Raw genomic sequence first — 16,071 nt, 5'->3', positions numbered from 1 at the left:
TAACACAATGAGGTGACGGAGCGACGAGCGCTGTCGCCGAGGCGGGAACGCCGGTTCCGGTATCCGGGCCGGAAGCCGTTGCCGAACCGGCAGGTATTGTGCGGCATCCGGACGAGCGGTCGCGACGGGCCCGTCACCGGTCGACCGGGGCCGGGCCGGCTCCGAACACCACCTGATCATCGACGGACACGGCACCCCGCTCGCCGTCATCCTGACCGGCCGCAACCGTGGGCGACGTCACCCAGCTCCTGCCGCTGCTGGATGCTGTGCCGCCAGTACGCGGCCGGGTCGGCCGGCCCCGCCGCAGAGCGGTAACGCCCCACTCGGACCGCGGCTACGACCACGATCTCTACCGCAGGCAGGTCCGCGCCCGCGGCGTCGTGCCGCCATCCCACGCGAAACGCGGCTACCACCACGGCAGTTGTCGAAAGCAGGCCCGCCCCGACGGCTCGTGCCCTTCGTGGCACGGCGGGGCACCATGAAAAGGCAGCGGCCTGGGTGCCCCGCCGGTGGGTGATCGGGCGGACCTGCCTGGCTGTACCGCTTCTCGCCTGCTGCCTGATCGTCCACCGGCTCGCCCCGTGAGGATGACCGCGATTGCGCCGTTAGGCCCACTTTCAGCAGGCGGGCGAGGCGAGGCGGCGCTGACTGTGTTCGACTTTAGAAGGTTTTGTCCCTGTCATGAAGGAGTGGGTATGTCTCCTGCAGTGGTCGAGCTCATGGAAGAACTGGTCACCGACCCCCGTCGACAGCAGGCGTTTCGCCGTTCGCCGCACGAGTACACCGCCGACCGCGGCCTGAGCCCGGCCGAACAGGCCGCGCTCACCTCCGGCGAGGTGGACCGCATCCGCGCTCTGCTGGCCGAGCACAGCCCCGTCAAGGAGGAGGCCCACGGCGTCCTCGTCGTCGTCCTCGCCTTCGGCGACGACGAGAACTGATCCACCGCGCGTGGAACCGAATGTGACACAGGGGCCCGACGGCCCGGCGAAGCTGGTCATGAACGACGCGCAACTGGTCGTTGTGGGCACTGGATACCGGGCCGTCGGGGACCTGACCACGGAAGCCAGGGCCAGTCTGGAACAGGCTGACAAGGTGTTGTGCCTGATCGGGGATCCTCTGGTCACCCGGCACATCGAGCGCCTGAACCCCACGGTGGAAACCCTCGACGGCCACTACGCCCCAGGGAAACCCCGGCAGCGCTCCTACGAGGACATGGTCCACCACATCCTCGCGGAAGTGCGCCGCGACCAATTCGTGTGTGTCGCCCTGTACGGGCACCCCGGTGTCTTCGCCTGCGTGGGACACGAGGCGATCCGCCGGGCGCAACTGGACGGCATCCCCGCGCGGATGCTGCCGGCCAACTCCGCGGAAGACTGGCTCTTCGCCGATCTGGGCCTGGACCCTGCGACCCACGGCTGCCAGAGCTTCGAAGCCAGCGACTTCATCGTCCACCGTCGCGTCTTCGACCCGACCAGCCTGCTGATCCTGTGGCAGGTCGGCGTCATCGGCATGTTCGACCGGGACGCAGATTTCGACGCGCGCCCCGGCGCCGCGCTTCTGGTCGAATTCCTGGCCGCCCACTACCCCGACGACCATCCCGTCACCGCGTACGAGGCGTCGCCGTACGTCACCGTACCGCCGCGCCAGACCACCGTCCCGCTGGTCAAGCTCCCCGACACCCCGATGAGTGCCTGTACCACACTGGTGGTCCCGCCCCTGCCGGAACGGCCGCTGGACCGGGAGCTCCTGGCCCGGCTGACCGGTCGCGCCTGACCGGCCGGACACCGCCACACCTCCCGGCCCGGCCGCGGCGACCTCCCGCTGCGACCGGGCCCTCACACCCCCGGTCGCGGCGGGAAGTCGTCGCGCAGAACGGCGTACACCTCCACGTCACGCCACCGGCCGTCACGCCAGTGCGCGCCACGCGCCACGCCCTCCAACACCATCCCGGTCTTCTCGCACGCCACCCCCGCCGCCGTGTTGCCCACCTCCACGTGAGCCTCCACGCGCTGCTCCCGCGTGTGGGCGAACAGGTACTCCACCAAGGACCGCCCCACCGACACAGCCCCGCCCCTGCCGCGCTCCTCGGGCAGGATGCACAACCCCACGTTCCAACACCGCGACACGGCGTTGTACGAAACGGCGCGCCACGTCGCCACCCCGACCGCGGTATCACCACGCACCACCGCCAGCATGCCGTCGTCCGCCGACAACAACCGGTCCATCTCCCAGCGTTGCCGCAGCTTCCCGGCCCCGCCGCTCCACCCCGTCCACGCGAACGGCCCCAACACCCCCGGGTCACTGATCAACCGGACGAGAACCTCCAGATCACCCTCCCGAAAAGGGCGCAAAGACACGATGTCGCTCATGACCGACAAGCTATCCACGTTCCGCACGCATCCAGCCCGCGACACCCGCCCCTCGCACTCCTCAGGCGCAGTGAAAAAGGCACTCGCCTACGGTCTGGCCGCCACCACGCACGTCACCTGGTGCGCTGTTGAAGCCAACTGGATCCTGCGCCGCCGCAACCAGTGCCGTACCCACCCGGTGCAGCCACTGGCCGCGGACCGACACAGCGGTCGCGTCCTCCTCGCCGCTGCGGTCCTCGGCGAACTCTCCGCCGTCGCCCTGCTGCGCTACGCGCCCACCCGCCGCCTGCTCGGCGACCGCGCCACCACCACGCTCATCGCCCTGCCCGGCGTCTGGGCTGGTCTGGCCCTGCGTCACTGGGCGGTGACCACTCTCGGCGAACACCACCGCGCCACCGTCGACGTCCACCCCGGCCAATCCCTGACCCGCACCGGCCCCTACCGCCACCTACGACACCCCTCCTACGCCGGTGGCCTCCTCGCGATCGGCTGGGCCGCCGTCGCCCTCGACCATCCCCCGGCAGCAGCCGCCCTCGTCGGCAGCACCCTAGTCGGCCTGCTCTACCGCATCCGCGCCGAAGAAGCCCTGCTCACGACGGCATTCGGCCCCGCCTACACTGACTATGCGACGGCGACGGCCCGCCTGCTTCCCGGAATCTGGTGAACCCCTAGGTTCTGTCTCTTTGGTCAGCGTCGGGTCCAGTGCCTCGCTGTCGAAGGCCGGCGGGCGACCACCGGTCGGCCTCGTCGCAGGCGGTGGCCGACTTGGTCGGACGGCTGTGGGATGACCGCACGGATGCCCCGGCGCCGCAGGTGGCTGCGGATGGCACGCGGGGAATACGCGGTCGGCCAGAACGGCCAGGGGCCTGCCAGGCCAGCGCGGGGCACGCGAACGCCCCCAGTGCTGAGGGGTAGGCCCAGCAGGCCACTTCGCCGCAGCATGGCGGGCGCGACCAGGCGCTGCTGGACCCCGTCGTACAGATGGGGGGTTCTCCTGTAGCACCGGCCTTGGGTTTTCCGCAGGACCGGCATGCGCGTGGGGCCCAGCCATACCCGGCCGGGCCCACTTGAGCCTTCGCGCGCTGCGCACACCTCGCGCACAGGCACCTTCGTCTACCAGCGGTACCAACGCCCCTTGCGGCCACCACTGCCCGCGGGACGGACGACGAAGCCGAGCAGCCACGCGACCAGCACGATCACCGCGATCCACCACAACGCCTTCAGTGCGAAACCCGCACCGAAGAGGATCAGAGCCAGCAGAAGAACCAGAAGCAGGGGAACCATCGTTATCAACCTCCTGGCCACCGGATGCCCTTATCTCAGCCCTACAAGCACACAAAATGTGGGTTACTTTCACAGGTTGAAGGGCATGCGTGCCGTGCATATCGGATCACTCAACGGAGAGAAGGTTCGAGCCAAGGTCGAGCAGGCAGTCGGCAAGGCCGCCGGGACTGCCGTAGGTGCTACCGGCAACGAGAAGCTGATCGCCATGGGGCGCGCGGGCGCGTTGTACGAAGGGCGTCACCAGTGGTTGCCCAACTACTCGCAGAGGACCGGTACGGAGACCGCCCGAGGTTCCCGTCCCGCCCCACCGCTGGAAGGGCCGCGACGTCCTCGGCTTTACCGGGTCTGGGGAAGCCGGCTCAGTTCCTGAGCATCGGAGTTGTCTTTCCAGGCCAACTGTTCCGCTCAGTCACAGGAACTGTGACCGAGCGCTTGAGTTGGCGAGTGGCATCGCGGAAACCAGCCAGCGCCAGCGCCGACGCTCCGTGACAAGGGTGGCCGCGGCCAGCAGGGTCACACAGACCGCCGCCCAGGCGGGCCAGGCCAGCCATGAGGAGACCACGGCCGCAGCGAGCTGGAGCAGCACCAGTAAGATCGTGGCCCAGCCCGGCACCGCGATGATCACATGGGCCTTGTCCCCCGGAGTGGACAAGAGGGTCGGAAGGCCGATCAGGGTCACCACGGACAGGGCGGCAAGCAGCCATGAACGGTCAGCCAGAGCCCACGGGGTGGCCACCCACGCGACGAGTTCCGTCGCGAAGCGCAGGACAGACGCGGCGCGGTCGTCCGGCCGTCCCGAAGTAGTGTGCACGCCAGCAGTGTTGGTCACCTGCGGACGATCTCACGGTGCCCGGACATCTGCCAGGGTCCGGCACAGGCTGTAACCCGTACGTGCCCACGACTGGCAGGGTGACCGAATCGAGCGGCACCGCAAGGAGATCCGGGCGGCGTACGGGTTCCAGGCGAACACCGAGGAGGACCAGGACCGGCCGGCCGCGTGGCTGGTGACCCAGCTGAGCCCGGCAGAGCTGTCGCTGGACCGGCTCACGGCTGCGGTCGTGGCTCGATCCCCCAACCATGGCGTCGGACCGCCGGCGCCGGGGCAGATGCGGCGACTGGCGGGAAGGGCGGTCAAGGACTTCGAGATGCAGCCGACGGGCCCGGTGATGGCGAAGGCCCGTCTCCGGCTCGGCCGCCGCAGGCGAGGGGTGGGGTTCAGGTCATCTGATCAACCACCTCTTGACGCGTGATTGACCATCTCTTTACGTTCGATGCCGATGGGTGGCCGTCGCATACCCATCGAAGCCTGACTAATGCCAGATCCCCGTCATTCCCGGAGGTTTCACCATGGAGCAGCTCATCAAGCGCATGACCGAGGAGTCCGTGTGGCGCAGGTGGGTCGCGGTCAACTCCGCCCAGGGCGCGAAGGACGGCTGCATCAGCGCCACCCCCAAGAGCGGCTGCATCAGCGCTACTCCCAAGAGCGGCTGCATCTCCTGAAAACCCGCTGACACCGCGGGCTGCCGGCGTGGCAACAGTCCACGCCGGCAGCCCGGCACCGCCCCTTACGCCGCCGTCCCCTCTCGCCCGGAGACCTCCTGTGAACCGCCTGCCGAGTGCCGACGTCCTGGACCAGGTGCGCGACATCCCGATCTACCGTGCCTCCATCGAGCGGGGCCACTTCCCGATCCTGGAGAAGCCGGAGATCGCCCGCGGCTTCCCCGACAACTGGATGACCCCCGAGCTGGAGCGCGCGCTCAAGGCGGGAGAAGCGGAGTTCGTGCTGTCCACCGGCACCAACCACGCCCGCATGCAGCTCATCCGGCCGCCCTACTTCCTGCTGCGCTCCTACTACCGCCTATGGAGCGAACACCCGGATCTCAGAGCCTTGTGGCACAGCGGGGCACGGCGCGTCTCGCTGACCACCGTTCTGGCCACCGAGCACGTCGCCCGCGTCAACGGCCGCAAGCCCGGCGCGAGTCGTCGAGGTGAACGCTGGCTGGACGACCGTACGCTCTACCTCAACCGCCGACTGGATCCGGCCGATTGGGAACGCGACGAGGTCGAGCGCATGCTCACCGAGATCCGCGAGGCGGCCACCGCCCACCCGACCGGCGCGTACCTGCTGGACTGCTCCGGCTATCACCTGGCGCACCTGATCCGCAAAGTGGCCGCATGGAACCTGTGGGACGACTTTCCCCGCCCGGCCGGCATCGTCCACGCCTATGAGTACACGCCGTTGAACGTCCGCGCCTACCTGCGCGCCCACTTCGACTCCCCCGTGATCGACCTGTTCGGCAGCACCGAACTCGGCTACCTCTTCTACAGCGACGCCGAAGGCCGCTACCAGCCCTACCTGCAGGACATGAGCGTGGAACTGATCCCGGTGGCACCGGGCAGCGGTATCCACAGCCTCATCGTCACCAGCGTGCGTAACCCCTACATGCCGCTGGTCCGCTACCGCTCCGGCGACTGCGTCCGCACCCGCGACGACAGCGCCGACGTCGAGCAGATCGTCTCCTTCTGCGGGCGCGAGAAGGAACTGCTGCCCACGCCCGACGGCCCCGTCGCGCAGGCCGACCTCGACGCGCGCGTCGCCGGCGTCAGCCCCCGCGTCTTCCTGCACCAGCTCCACCTCACCGGTGACGGCGCATGTCGGCTGTCGTACACGACCTTCGACGACACCCCGCTCACCCCCGGCCAGAGCAGCGAACTGGTCGAAGCCGTCAGTGCGTTGACGGGCCGCTCCTGCCAGGTGGAGCACCGTGCAGAGATACCGATCGGGCCGTCCGGCAAGTACGCCTGGCTGACCACGCACGAGTCCCCCTGACGCGCCACGGACGCAGTGACCGCGTCCCACGGGACGCGCATGAACCGGCCCGCCCGGCCACGACCCGACAGGACCCCCATGTCCACGCAGATACCCATGCCCACGCCCGCGCCCACGCCCGCAGCGCACGACCGCCAGTCCGCCACCGCCCAGCCAGCCCCCACCGCCGAGGAACTCCTCGGCCCCACCCTCTACGACGAAGTGGTGGGGCACTTCACGACCGGGCCCGACGCCCCGTCCGAGGCGACCGTGCGGCACCAGGTTCGCGAGTGCCTGCGCTACCTCTACCTTCTCTCCGGCCACCCCGACCGGCTCGGCGGCCTCTTCCTCCCCGTCGAGCAGGACATCGACGAGATATGGCACTACCTCATCCTGCAGACCCGCGAATACCGGGAACTGTGCGAACAGCGGCTGCCCGGCGGCCACTTCATCCACCACCGCAGCATTTCCTACGACGCCTACCAGCAGGCCCCCGGGCGCGAGACGGCTGCCGAGGAGGCCCTGCGCTGGATCCCCCTCTACACGGCCGCGTTCGGCCCCTTCGACGAGGACGCCCTGCCGCACTGGACGATCGTACGGTTCCTGCACCATGAACTCGGCCTGTCCCTGGCGGAGATAGCGGACCTGACCGCCGACGACGCGCGGTCACCCGACCGGCCCACCGGCAGGCCGGACCGCGACGGCACGACCGCCGCTCCGGCGCGGGAAGAGGCGTGAGCACGGCGGCCCCGCCGACCGCGGTGACGGAACCCTCCCAGGCCCTGCGCCGCGCTCTGAGGGTGGTCGTCGTCTCGCAGACGCTGGGCGGCGCCGGCATGGCGGCCGGCATCACGGTCGGCGCGCTGCTCGCGAAGGACCTGCTCGGCTCGACGAGCCTGGCCGGGCTGCCGACCGCGCTGTTCACGCTCGGCGCGGCCCTGGGAGCCGCTCTCCTCGGGCGGGTCTGCCAGCGCTACGGGCGCCGCCCGGGCTTGGCGCTCGGCCACGCGGTCGCAGCGCTCGGCAGCGCGGGCGTGGTCGCGGGGGCCACGGCGCGGTGGCCCGTCCTACTGCTGGCCGCACTCTTCGTCTATGGCGCGGGTACGGCCACGGGGCTGCTCGCCCGCTATGCCGGCGCCGACCTGGCCCCGCCCGAGCGACGCGGCCGCGCCACCGGCACGGTGCTGTTCGCCATGACGCTGGGTGCGGTCGCCGGGCCGAACCTCGTCGGCCCCACCGGCTCGCTCGCCCACGCCTGGGGCGTCCCACGCCTGGCGGGCCCGTTCCTGTTGGCGACAGCTGCCTACACCGCCGCGGCCCTGGTACTGCTGGTATGGCTGCGCCCCGACCCGCTGCCCCCGGCACCGCCCCCGCAGTCGGGTGGTGCAGCGCGCGGGCCGGTGCGGGGCAGTGTCGGCGTCGTCACCGGCGCCACCGTGATGATCACCGCACAGCTGGTGATGATCGCCGTGATGACCATGACCCCCGTCCACATGACCGGCCACGGCCACAGTCCGCAGGCCGCGGGCCTGGTCATCGCCCTGCACGTGGGCGCGATGTTCCTGCCCTCCCCACTGAGTGGGCTGCTCACCGACCGGGTCGGCGGCCGGCCCGTGGCGGCGGTGTCCGGTGCCGTCCTCCTGGGCGCCGGCCTGCTCGCGGGCCTTGCCCCGCCGACATCCCGCCTGCTGCCGGCCTGCGCGCTCGTCCTCCTCGGTCTCGGCTGGAACCTGGCCCTGGTCAGCGGCACGGCCCTGCTCACGGACGCCGCCCCCGCCGAAACCCGTGCCCGTGTGCAGGGCCTGGCGGACGTGGGCATGTCCGTGGCGGGCGCGACAGGCGGCATGGCATCGGGCCTGGTCGTGGCAGGCAGCGGCTATCCGACCCTGGCGACGGCGGCAGGGGCCCTCGCCCTCGCGGTGATCCCGGCGATGGCACTGCGCAGCACACCTCACTGACACCGATCACGCTGTGTGCCGAGCCGCGTTCACGACCAGCTACGACAAGATGGTCCACGGATCCCGTTCCGCCGCGCACGTGAGGCCCCTCGCCGCCTACTCCAGCATGCGTTCCGCGTCATCCGGCACCCAGGGGAACGGGACGTCGGGCCATCGTACGGAGGCCCACGCGTCGAGATCGACGGCGAGAACGGCATCGATGAAGACCTGCGGCGGCCGGTAGCCGTGGGCGGTGACGTAGTGCGTGATGAGGAACGGAGCGGCATAGGCGATGCCGGGCTCGCCCGGGATGCGTACCTCCCCGTTCCCCTCCGCCGCCTCTTCCTCCGGACACAGGTCGCACTCATGCGTGCCCAGGCAGACGTTCATCCACTGGACCTCCTGAACGGCCTTCAGCTTCTCCACGAACGCCGCCGGGGCCGTTCCCGTCGAGTACGGCTTGCCGGCCTCCAGCCACCCGATGGTCAGACGGGTGTACGCCGGGCGGTACGAGAGCCCGTAGAAGCCCGACTCCCTGTCGCTGAACGCATCCTCGTCCTGGTAGTCGTACTCGCTGAGATCTTCGTAGAACACCCGCACATCATCGCCCGACCGTTTCCCAGCGGTTCCACCACGCGAACCGGACGTCGGGTCGGCTGGCCGGCGCCGAGGTGCTCGGCGCTGTGCAGGGAGCGGATCGGCCAACAGTCTTGTACTCGTGGCCGGCGCCCGTGAACTAGAAGGGGACGTCGCCGTCCGGCCCCCCGGGTTCCAGGTGGCCTCCCAGTGCATCGCGGCGCGGTCACTTCCCCAGGAAGCCGAGAAGCGCGGCGTTGACCTCTTCCGCGTGAGTCCCCAGCAGCCCGTGCGGGGCACCCTCGATCTCCACGTAGTCGGCGGACGGCAGCGCCTTGTGGAAAGGCCGCGCGGTCCCCTCGACGGGGAGGATCCGGTCGCCCGTGCCGTGCAGGATCAGGGCCGGTACGTCGATGGCCGGGATGTCGGTCCGGAAGTCGGTGTACCACGTCGACGGTGCGGCGGCCGCGGCGAAGAAGCCCCCGCCCGCCGCGACGTTCCAGCTGTTGCGTACGGCCTCCTCGCTGATCCTGGTACCGAGATTCTCGTCGAGGTTGTAGAAGTCCTTGTAGAAGTCCGTGTAGTACGCGTAGCGGTCCGCCTTGACGGCCGCGACGACGCCGTCGAAGAACTCCTTGGGGGCGACCCCGTCGGGGTTGTCGTCCGTCTTGAGCAGGCAGGGCTCCAGGGAAGCCAGGAAAGCGACCTTGGAGACACGGGCAGTGCCATAGGCGGACACATAGCGGGCGACCTCGCCGGTGCCCATCGAGAAGCCGACCAAGACGGCGTCCCGCAGGTCGAGGGCCTCCATGACCGTGTTCAGGTCCGCCGCGAAGGTGTCGTAGTCGTAGCCGGTCGTCGGCTGGCTCGACTGCCCGAAGCCTCGGCGGTCATAGGTGATCACGCGGTAGCCCGCGTCCAGCAGCACCGCGCTCTGCCGCTCCCAGGAGTGGCCGTCGAGCGGGAAGCCGTGGATGAGGACGACCGGCTGCCCGGTGCCGTGGTCCTCGTAATAGAGGTCGATGGTGGTGGAGTTCTCCTGGCCTACGGTGATGTACGGCAAGGTCTCATTCCTTCGTCCGGAGTGACTGGCGCACGCAGGACCACACGCCGTCCCGACGAGGGAGGGCGCTGCACGGACGGCATCGGCTCATCGGCTGCCGACGTCCGGGCATTCGTGGCATGCGCGGCACGGGATGTCGGCACACTAGGGCGAAGATTGCGCCCCCTGTTGTCCGCGAGTGCACCGCTCGTTGCCTGAAAGTGCCAGGACGGAACGTGGCTGTCGTTGACAGGGTGGACCTTCGCGCTCAGGCCGCCGCGGGAGCGTCCGCGCCCGTGATCGTCGGATTCGGCTCGGCCTCCGGCCCCCTTTTCCCGGCTTCTACGGCGCGCTGGTAAGCCCGGCAGACGGTTGTGTCCACCGACACGGTCCAGCCGATGTCGTCACCGGCGTTGCCTTGCCCCCAGAACCTAACAGGGGACGCGCGCGACCATCACTCGTGCGTGCGTCATGGCGCACGTCTGTGCCCGTCTGGTCCGGGGGCGGGGCCTCCCTGGACACATGTACTGCGCACACTGCTCGACGCTTCCCACGACGTGGCAAGGGGATGCGGCGACGGCGATCGGCGCAACTGACGTATCGCCTCCCCGCGTTGTCGCGTCCGCACACGCAGCGGCGAGGGCACGTGCCGGTCCGCCTACCGCAGGGAGTGGAACCACCGCACCACGGCGGCGGTTCCCGCCTGCTGGGAGCCCAGATGGCGCGAGCCGCCATAGTCGGGTGTCCCGAGGTCGACCAGCGGGGCATGGACACCGCGGGCGCGCAGGGCTGCGTGGCAGCGGGTGCTGTTCGCGGTGACGGCCTGCTCGTCCCCATCGGCGTAGTAGAGCCGGATCGGAGCCCGTGGCGTCCAGTCGACGCACACGCCGTCGGCGATCCGCAAGGCCGCCGCCAGCCTGCCGCTGGGGTGGGCCAGCATCGTCCGTCCCCGGGGTGTGAGGAGTGCGTCGAGGGAGTCCGGCGTGCCGGCCACGACCTCGGGACCGGTGTGCGTGCCGTCCAGCAGACCTTCGATCGTCTGGTCGTACGGCGCGCGGAACACTTGGGCCGGCGTGTCGTACAGGTGGTGCAGGCGGTTGAAGGCGACCAGGGTCAGCGCCGCGTAGATCACGCCTGCCTTCGGCTCCGTCCGCCCGGCCAGCAGCGCGGGCAGCTCCGCGTCCCGAAACGCGTACGCGCCGCTGATGGGGGCCACCGCGCGCAGCCTGAACCATGCGTCGGTGCCTCCTTGCAGCGAGCGGGCCAGTCCCAGTGCCGCCGAGGCGCCCTGTGAGAAGCCGGTGACCAGCACCTCGCGCCGCATCTCCCGGCCCTTCGCCGTCACGACGGCGCGGGATGCCCGCAGCATGTCCAGAGCGGCCGTCGTCTCCGAGGGCACGTCCATCCAAGGGTGCGGACCGGGGCCTGAGCCCAGCCCGAGGTAGTCGGGGAGCACAGTGGCGAATCCGGCGGAGGCGTAGGTCAGGGCGGGGGCCTGGTCCCAGGTACTGGTCGAGACCGAGGCGACGTCGCCCTTGAACAGTTCGGTGCCGTGCGTGAAGGACACGGTCGGCAGCCGCGGTTCACCGTTCCGGGGCAGAGCCAGCAGCCCGCTGGCGGTCGTGGGCCGGCCGTGCGGATCCACCGTGCGGTACACGATGCGGAAGGTGTCCAGGCCGTACCGTACGACGGCGGTATCCCAGGCACCCGCCTTGTCCCCCGCCAGTTCGTCCACGACCTCGCGGGCAGTGAGCGTGCGCAGGTGCTCGGCCGACACGAGCGTGCCCCGCGATAAGTCTTCCGTCGCAACGGGCGCGACAGCGGCGGCCCGGGGTTCCTCAGCTGCGTGTGCGACCGCGGCCGTCGTGCCGCTCGCCATCAGCGCCACCGCGACCGGCACCGCCGAGACCGTCAGTACCTTGCTCATTCGCTTCATGCCGTGACCGTACTTATCCGCCGATACGGCCGACCATCCGGCCAACCCTCGGCCGTGTGTGGGGCTTTCCCCAGGGCACGTTCGGTGATCGCCGTCGCTGTCGGATGGCCGACATCCTCGTCGCGCCGTGCCACAGGCGCTGGAGCCCCGACGCGAGTAGCGCGCCCGAACTGCCGTCTCCTGCCCAGCCGCCGCGTCGCCCTCACCGGCCTGGGCTGGACGAGCCTGACGATCGTGCGCAGCCGGCACGAGCCGGACGAGGCACCGGAGAATGGCAGGTCGTGCGCAGCACGCGCTCCGCCCTCTCCTCCACCGACCTCCCCGGCCTGACGGCGCTGCCGCACTGAGTGTCCCGGCTCCCCCATCCGCACCCTTTTGCCTGGCTCCACGGCTTCCGCCGGTTACGTGTGCGCTGGGAACGACGAGCAGACATCCACGAAGCGTTCCTCGGACCCGCCTGCTGCCTGATCAGCCACCGACAACTCAAGTCACTCTGTGGCCGAGGGCACAGGGCTGGCCCTAAAAATGTGACTAACGTCACATGGTATGGGGTGGAGGTAGGTCAAGCGTGCTTGGCGCGCGCCGACCGGACTGGCTGGTTGTCTGTTTGGGCCCCGGGAGGCGCGTCGAGGACCGTTCGGTCTTCGATTCGGCGCCCGCGATATGCCGGGTTCGACCGAGCGTGGTGTCGCTGCGGGGTGAGTGTGCTGTACCGGTGCTCCGTCGGCTGTCCGCGGGCCCGTCGAGGCGGGCGATGGGCTGCGGGCCGTCTTGTCTTTCGTTTTCCGCGCTTCTGGGGCAGCTACGCCGGGGGATTTCTCCGATTTGAAATTTCGGTCTCGATAAGGTGCGGGTGTAAGGCACCTGTAAGCACGTCAGAGTCGCAGGAAGGGCGATTGATTTCAACCAGGTTGCGGAGAACACTGGATTGCGCAAGGGGGCGGTGATCCTCGGAAAGGAGGTGACAGAATCATGGGTGTCAAGATGACGATGACCACCCGTTGCTCGGTCTCCCTGCAGCAGGAGCAGTTGCGGATGGTCATCATCGTCGTCGTCCTCGTGCTCTGGGTTGTGCTGGCGCAGGTGCACGGAGCGACGACACTGGTTGACGCGCTGTTGGGGCGCATCTGAGGAACCTGTCCGTTCCTCGCGAAGGGCGGTTGCCGATGGGCAGCCGCCCTTTCGCCTTGTCAGGTTAGCGCGGAAAGGGTGACGGGTGAAGTCCTTTCCCGTGCCGACTCGACCGCAGTGCTTGAAACTGCCCGGTAATGTCTTCGCCTGTGGCCCGAGGGGACGGGATTCGAAGAAATCACGCAGCCAGAATGCGACGGAAGGCATCGATGCCGTGCTCGTCCGCGGCCACGACCGGGCCGGCCTCGGTTTCGATCCAGGCGTGGAACCGGAACGGGTCGGCGGCCGTGCCGATGCACCACGTCGCCCGGCGTCTGCGCAGGGCCAGCAACATGAGCGAGGCCAGCGAGGTTTCGAGGCAGGCGGCGCGGCCGGGATAGTGGGCAGCGGCCTGTCGTACCACTGCCAGAGCTGCCGCGGCCTGGGCCCTGGTGGCCTCGTGCCGGCACCAGTGGCGTGAGGTCCAGCGCACCGCCCTCAAGAGGATGCGGAAGGGCAGCCGGATCAGTACCAGGGCGATCAGCAGGGCGAGCAGCCCCAGCGGCGGGGTGCCTCGGCCGGGCAGGCGGCCCGGACGGGGCGAAGGTGCCACGGGATCGGCCGCCATGGTCACCTCTACTGCGCCGGTCGCACGCCTGCCGTCGGCGAGGGCGTACGCGCGGTGTGCCGGGCCGTCAACCGTTCCGGTCGTGCCTGGGCCGCTGGTCGGCCCGTGCCCGGTGGCCGCTACACGTGTCTCATCGGCGGGCGGGGCCGGCTGCCCGCCCGCGGGGCAGGCGGTGAGAAGGCCACGCTCCAGGAGGGCGTCGGCGAGCTGCCGCGCGTCGTGCCGGATCAGATCCCTGCTGATGTGCGGGAAGTGCCGCGCCGTCACCCGAACGCCCGTCTCGAAGTCCCGGCTGCGACGCCACTCCTGCCACAACTGTCCCGCCACGGGGTTCATGGCGAAACAATGCCCCGAGCGGGTGTCCAGCAGCACAGCGTCGCCGTGGTCGCCCGGGCTCTCCTGCACGAAGTCGGGTACGTACAGCTGGTTCACGGTGCCTCCCCTGCCGTACCGAGTCCGTCCAGCCAGACGTCGACCCCCAACAAGCGGTTGAGCGCGGAGAAGGGGGCGGCAAGGCCGTGCACGGCGGTGTCGAGGTCGGCGACGACGCGTGCGGGTTCGACGATGCCCAGGTCGGCGAGCGGCGAGCGGGCCAGGCGCACACGCAGGTCTGCTGCGGCGCGGCGGACACCCCGGTAGTCCTCGGCTGCGTAGGCGCCCTTGGTGCGCCGGTCCAGCACGGCATCAGGCACCGCGCCGGCCAGCGCGGCTTTCAGAAGCGGTTTGACGGTGAAGGGGTCCGCCTTCGCCGGCGTCGGCAGGCTCATCGCCGCTCGGACGACGGCGCCGTCCAGGAAAGGAGCTTGCGGCCACACCCCGAAAGGACGGGCCACATCGACGAGTTGGCTGTGCAGGCCGGCCGAGCTCTGCAGTTCGGCGAGTGCTGCGCGCGTGCCGGGACCCGGCCCCGGACCCTCGCGCCGTACCTGCCCGGCCCGCTCGACGGCCAGTTCGGCCAGGTCACGGCGGGCTCGTGTGGTCAGCCACGACGCCTCGGGGCCGGGGGGCGGCCACCACGCGATGGCGTCCAGCCACTGCGGAGGATGCGCCAGCGGCTGCTCCAGACGTGCGGCCAGGTCGTGCAGCGCCCGGTCGATCGGGGTACGGGCCAGACGCACGGCCTGGCGGGCGATGCCGGCGGGGGCCACGCGGCGCAGCCTGCCCAAGGCGAGGGCGTCATGGGCGAGACGGCGCACCGCGCGGCCTGCGGCCACCTCGCCGAGGTGTGAGGGCGGTGCGGTCAGCAGCGCGTCTCCGCCCTCACCCGTCAGATGGACGCCGCCACCGCGGCTCGCGATGTGCGCCAGGCGGCAGCGGAGCCGGGCGACGACCGCGGTGGACGGATCGGGCTGGTCCGGCCGTCCCCGCGCGGTCAGAGCGGCGTACGGCAGTGAGGTGTCGCCGCCCACGGTCAGGCGCAGACGGACGGCGGCCGATGCTCGGGCGTGACGCACAGCGTGTTCCAGGTCGCCCGCCGGCGCCCCGGGATGGTGATAGACGAAGGCGTCCAGGGGTTCCTCCGCCGCCTGCGCTGCGAGGAAGGCCAGCGAAGTGGAGTCCAGGCCCCCGCTGAAGTCGCAGGTGACTCGGGGGGCTTCGCGGACGCGCAGGGTGACGGCCTGCCGCAGGGAGTCCCGCAGCCGGGCTGCGGTGTCTTCCATACAGGCGTCAGCGTCGGGTACGGGTGAGGCGTAGGCCGACCGGGTGACGGCGTTCGTGGCGCAGTCGACCTGGAGGGTTTCGCCGGGACCCAGCCGGTGCACGCCGGTGAAAGCCGTCCGTGTTCCGACAAGTTCCGGCACTGCGGGACAGACGATGTGCGCCGCGAGCGCCAGGGTGTCCGGGGTCTGCTCCTGTCCCGTCAGGGCGGCCACGGCGGTGGCGCGTGTGGAAACGACGGTACGACCGTTGCGGCATGCGTAGTAGAGCGGGAACTGACCGGCTGGGTCGGTGAAGGCGGTGAAGCGGCCGTTGTGTTCCAGCACGAACAGCAGGTAGGACCCTGGCCATCGGGTCAGTCCCTCCCAGTCCCCGTCGTGCGCGGCCCGCCTCAGGTCGTCCTGCATCCGCGCGAAGCCCGCCAGGCACTGGCCCACGGCGACGACTCTCGCCCGCTCAGTCGCCGCGGTGCGCACCTCACCGGCGTGCCAGGCACCCCATGACCACAGCCGGGGGTCGACGGCCCATACCTGTGCCGCCGGCGCCGGTAAGCGGGGGCCCGGCGGCAGAATCCCGGCGATGGCAGGTCCGGTCGGCAGGCGGATGCCGAGCTCACCGGTATCCGTTGCCGTGCCGCTGGGGCCGGTCGTGCCGCTGGGGCCGGTCGTGCCGATCGTACCGGCCGTGCCGCTCGTGCCAGGGAAGACGGCCACGACGACTC

Annotated in this window: 16 protein-coding genes and 4 pseudogenes; 11 read left to right on the top strand and 9 right to left on the bottom strand. The window is 70.3% G+C overall.

The features are described 5' to 3' along the window. Positions 1-76 precede the first annotated feature (76 nt). The 3 genes and pseudogenes from ACZ4U1_RS15300 to ACZ4U1_RS15290 form a co-directional block, all read left to right on the top strand. Positions 77-422 (top strand): annotated as a pseudogene (locus tag ACZ4U1_RS15300) (transposase); the annotation flags it as partial. A gap of 273 nt (positions 423-695) precedes the next feature. Next, entirely contained in the window at positions 696-938 is a 243-nt protein-coding gene (locus ACZ4U1_RS15295; protein WP_467903413.1) for a hypothetical protein, read from the top strand. Between the two features lie 22 nt (positions 939-960). Next, the gene (locus ACZ4U1_RS15290) at positions 961-1,773 is read left to right on the top strand and encodes an SAM-dependent methyltransferase (protein ID WP_467903411.1); all 813 of its coding nucleotides are present in this window, start codon (positions 961-963) and stop codon (positions 1,771-1,773) included. Between the two features lie 62 nt (positions 1,774-1,835). On the opposite strand, the gene ACZ4U1_RS15285 is transcribed toward ACZ4U1_RS15290, so the two are convergent. Next, positions 1,836-2,369, bottom strand: a complete 534-nt coding sequence (locus ACZ4U1_RS15285; RefSeq protein ID WP_467903409.1) for a GNAT family N-acetyltransferase — start codon at positions 2,367-2,369, stop codon at positions 1,836-1,838. Here ACZ4U1_RS15285 and ACZ4U1_RS15280 point away from each other — a divergent pair. After that, the gene (locus tag ACZ4U1_RS15280) at positions 2,368-3,033 is read left to right on the top strand and encodes a methyltransferase family protein (protein ID WP_467903407.1); all 666 of its coding nucleotides are present in this window, start codon (positions 2,368-2,370) and stop codon (positions 3,031-3,033) included. The genes ACZ4U1_RS15285 and ACZ4U1_RS15280 overlap by 2 nt on opposite strands. 42 nt (positions 3,034-3,075) lie before the next feature. Here ACZ4U1_RS15280 and ACZ4U1_RS15275 read toward each other — a convergent pair. From ACZ4U1_RS15275 to ACZ4U1_RS15265, 3 genes and pseudogenes are all read right to left on the bottom strand, one after another. Then, positions 3,076-3,264, bottom strand: a pseudogene (locus tag ACZ4U1_RS15275) (IS5/IS1182 family transposase); the annotation flags it as partial. 218 nt (positions 3,265-3,482) lie between these two features. Next, positions 3,483-3,653 carry a DUF5670 family protein gene (locus ACZ4U1_RS15270; RefSeq protein WP_467903405.1) on the bottom strand — a complete coding sequence of 57 codons (171 nt, stop codon included), beginning with the start codon at positions 3,651-3,653 and terminating at the stop codon, positions 3,483-3,485. A gap of 409 nt (positions 3,654-4,062) precedes the next feature. Beyond that, a complete protein-coding gene (locus tag ACZ4U1_RS15265; RefSeq protein WP_467903404.1) occupies positions 4,063-4,464 on the bottom strand; it encodes a hypothetical protein in 402 nt (133 codons plus the stop codon). 536 nt (positions 4,465-5,000) lie between these two features. Here ACZ4U1_RS15265 and ACZ4U1_RS15260 point away from each other — a divergent pair. From ACZ4U1_RS15260 to ACZ4U1_RS15245, 4 genes are all read left to right on the top strand, one after another. Beyond that, on the top strand, positions 5,001-5,153 hold the full coding sequence (locus tag ACZ4U1_RS15260) for a hypothetical protein (RefSeq protein WP_467903403.1): 153 nt from the start codon (positions 5,001-5,003) through the stop codon (positions 5,151-5,153). A 100-nt stretch (positions 5,154-5,253) separates the two neighbouring features. Next, entirely contained in the window at positions 5,254-6,483 is a 1,230-nt protein-coding gene (locus ACZ4U1_RS15255) for a hypothetical protein (RefSeq protein WP_467903402.1), read from the top strand. A 96-nt stretch (positions 6,484-6,579) separates the two neighbouring features. After that, complete coding sequence (locus ACZ4U1_RS15250) at positions 6,580-7,200, top strand: glycine-rich domain-containing protein (RefSeq protein ID WP_467903542.1); 621 nt, start codon at positions 6,580-6,582, stop codon at positions 7,198-7,200. Continuing rightward, positions 7,197-8,420: an MFS transporter gene (locus tag ACZ4U1_RS15245; protein ID WP_467903401.1), complete on the top strand. Its 1,224-nt coding sequence runs from the start codon at positions 7,197-7,199 to the stop codon at positions 8,418-8,420. The genes ACZ4U1_RS15250 and ACZ4U1_RS15245 overlap by 4 nt, the downstream gene beginning before the upstream one ends. 96 nt (positions 8,421-8,516) lie before the next feature. Here the strand turns inward: ACZ4U1_RS15245 and ACZ4U1_RS15240 are convergent, their stop codons facing one another. The 3 genes from ACZ4U1_RS15240 to ACZ4U1_RS15230 all read right to left on the bottom strand — a co-directional run bounded on the left by ACZ4U1_RS15240 (position 8,517) and on the right by ACZ4U1_RS15230 (position 11,953). Further along, a complete protein-coding gene (locus ACZ4U1_RS15240) occupies positions 8,517-8,993 on the bottom strand; it encodes a DUF7919 family protein (RefSeq protein WP_467903399.1) in 477 nt (158 codons plus the stop codon). Between the two features lie 208 nt (positions 8,994-9,201). After that, entirely contained in the window at positions 9,202-10,038 is an 837-nt protein-coding gene (locus ACZ4U1_RS15235; RefSeq protein ID WP_467903397.1) for an alpha/beta fold hydrolase, read from the bottom strand. 637 nt (positions 10,039-10,675) lie between these two features. Next, the gene (locus ACZ4U1_RS15230) at positions 10,676-11,953 is read right to left on the bottom strand and encodes an alpha/beta hydrolase family protein (RefSeq protein WP_467903396.1); all 1,278 of its coding nucleotides are present in this window, start codon (positions 11,951-11,953) and stop codon (positions 10,676-10,678) included. A gap of 201 nt (positions 11,954-12,154) precedes the next feature. Here ACZ4U1_RS15230 and ACZ4U1_RS15225 point away from each other — a divergent pair. From ACZ4U1_RS15225 to ACZ4U1_RS15215, 3 genes and pseudogenes are all read left to right on the top strand, one after another. Continuing rightward, positions 12,155-12,246 (top strand): annotated as a pseudogene (locus ACZ4U1_RS15225) (DUF317 domain-containing protein); the annotation flags it as partial. Between the two features lie 84 nt (positions 12,247-12,330). Next, positions 12,331-12,435 (top strand): annotated as a pseudogene (locus ACZ4U1_RS15220) (IS5/IS1182 family transposase); the annotation flags it as partial. Between the two features lie 490 nt (positions 12,436-12,925). Beyond that, positions 12,926-13,084 carry a hypothetical protein gene (locus ACZ4U1_RS15215; protein WP_467903395.1) on the top strand — a complete coding sequence of 53 codons (159 nt, stop codon included), beginning with the start codon at positions 12,926-12,928 and terminating at the stop codon, positions 13,082-13,084. A 178-nt stretch (positions 13,085-13,262) separates the two neighbouring features. On the opposite strand, the gene ACZ4U1_RS15210 is transcribed toward ACZ4U1_RS15215, so the two are convergent. Both ACZ4U1_RS15210 and ACZ4U1_RS15205 read right to left on the bottom strand, forming a co-directional pair. Next, positions 13,263-14,123 carry a lasso peptide biosynthesis B2 protein gene (locus ACZ4U1_RS15210; protein WP_467903394.1) on the bottom strand — a complete coding sequence of 287 codons (861 nt, stop codon included), beginning with the start codon at positions 14,121-14,123 and terminating at the stop codon, positions 13,263-13,265. Then, positions 14,120-16,063: an albusnodin/ikarugamycin family macrolactam cyclase gene (locus ACZ4U1_RS15205; protein ID WP_467903393.1), complete on the bottom strand. Its 1,944-nt coding sequence runs from the start codon at positions 16,061-16,063 to the stop codon at positions 14,120-14,122. Before ACZ4U1_RS15205 ends, ACZ4U1_RS15210 begins: the two co-directional genes overlap by 4 nt. Positions 16,064-16,071 lie beyond the last annotated feature (8 nt).

Source organism: Streptomyces sp. NPDC028928 (genome assembly GCF_055564915.1).
The sequence above is the reverse complement of the archived record's forward strand: the minus strand, read 5'-3'. Positions and strand labels throughout refer to the sequence as shown.

Bases quoted from the DNA above. Each gene is read 5' to 3' on its own strand.
- ACZ4U1_RS15295 (WP_467903413.1), top strand. From the start codon at position 696: ATGTCTCCTGCAGTGGTCGAGCTCATGGAAGAACTGGTCACCGACCCC.
- ACZ4U1_RS15280 (WP_467903407.1), top strand. From the start codon at position 2,368: ATGACCGACAAGCTATCCACGTTCCGCACGCATCCAGCCCGCGACACC.
- ACZ4U1_RS15285 (WP_467903409.1), bottom strand. From the start codon at position 2,369: ATGAGCGACATCGTGTCTTTGCGCCCTTTTCGGGAGGGTGATCTGGAG.
- ACZ4U1_RS15270 (WP_467903405.1), bottom strand. From the start codon at position 3,653: ATGGTTCCCCTGCTTCTGGTTCTTCTGCTGGCTCTGATCCTCTTCGGT.
- ACZ4U1_RS15260 (WP_467903403.1), top strand. From the start codon at position 5,001: ATGGAGCAGCTCATCAAGCGCATGACCGAGGAGTCCGTGTGGCGCAGG.
- ACZ4U1_RS15250 (WP_467903542.1), top strand. From the start codon at position 6,580: ATGCCCACGCCCGCGCCCACGCCCGCAGCGCACGACCGCCAGTCCGCC.
- ACZ4U1_RS15230 (WP_467903396.1), bottom strand. From the start codon at position 11,953: ATGAAGCGAATGAGCAAGGTACTGACGGTCTCGGCGGTGCCGGTCGCG.
- ACZ4U1_RS15215 (WP_467903395.1), top strand. From the start codon at position 12,926: ATGGGTGTCAAGATGACGATGACCACCCGTTGCTCGGTCTCCCTGCAG.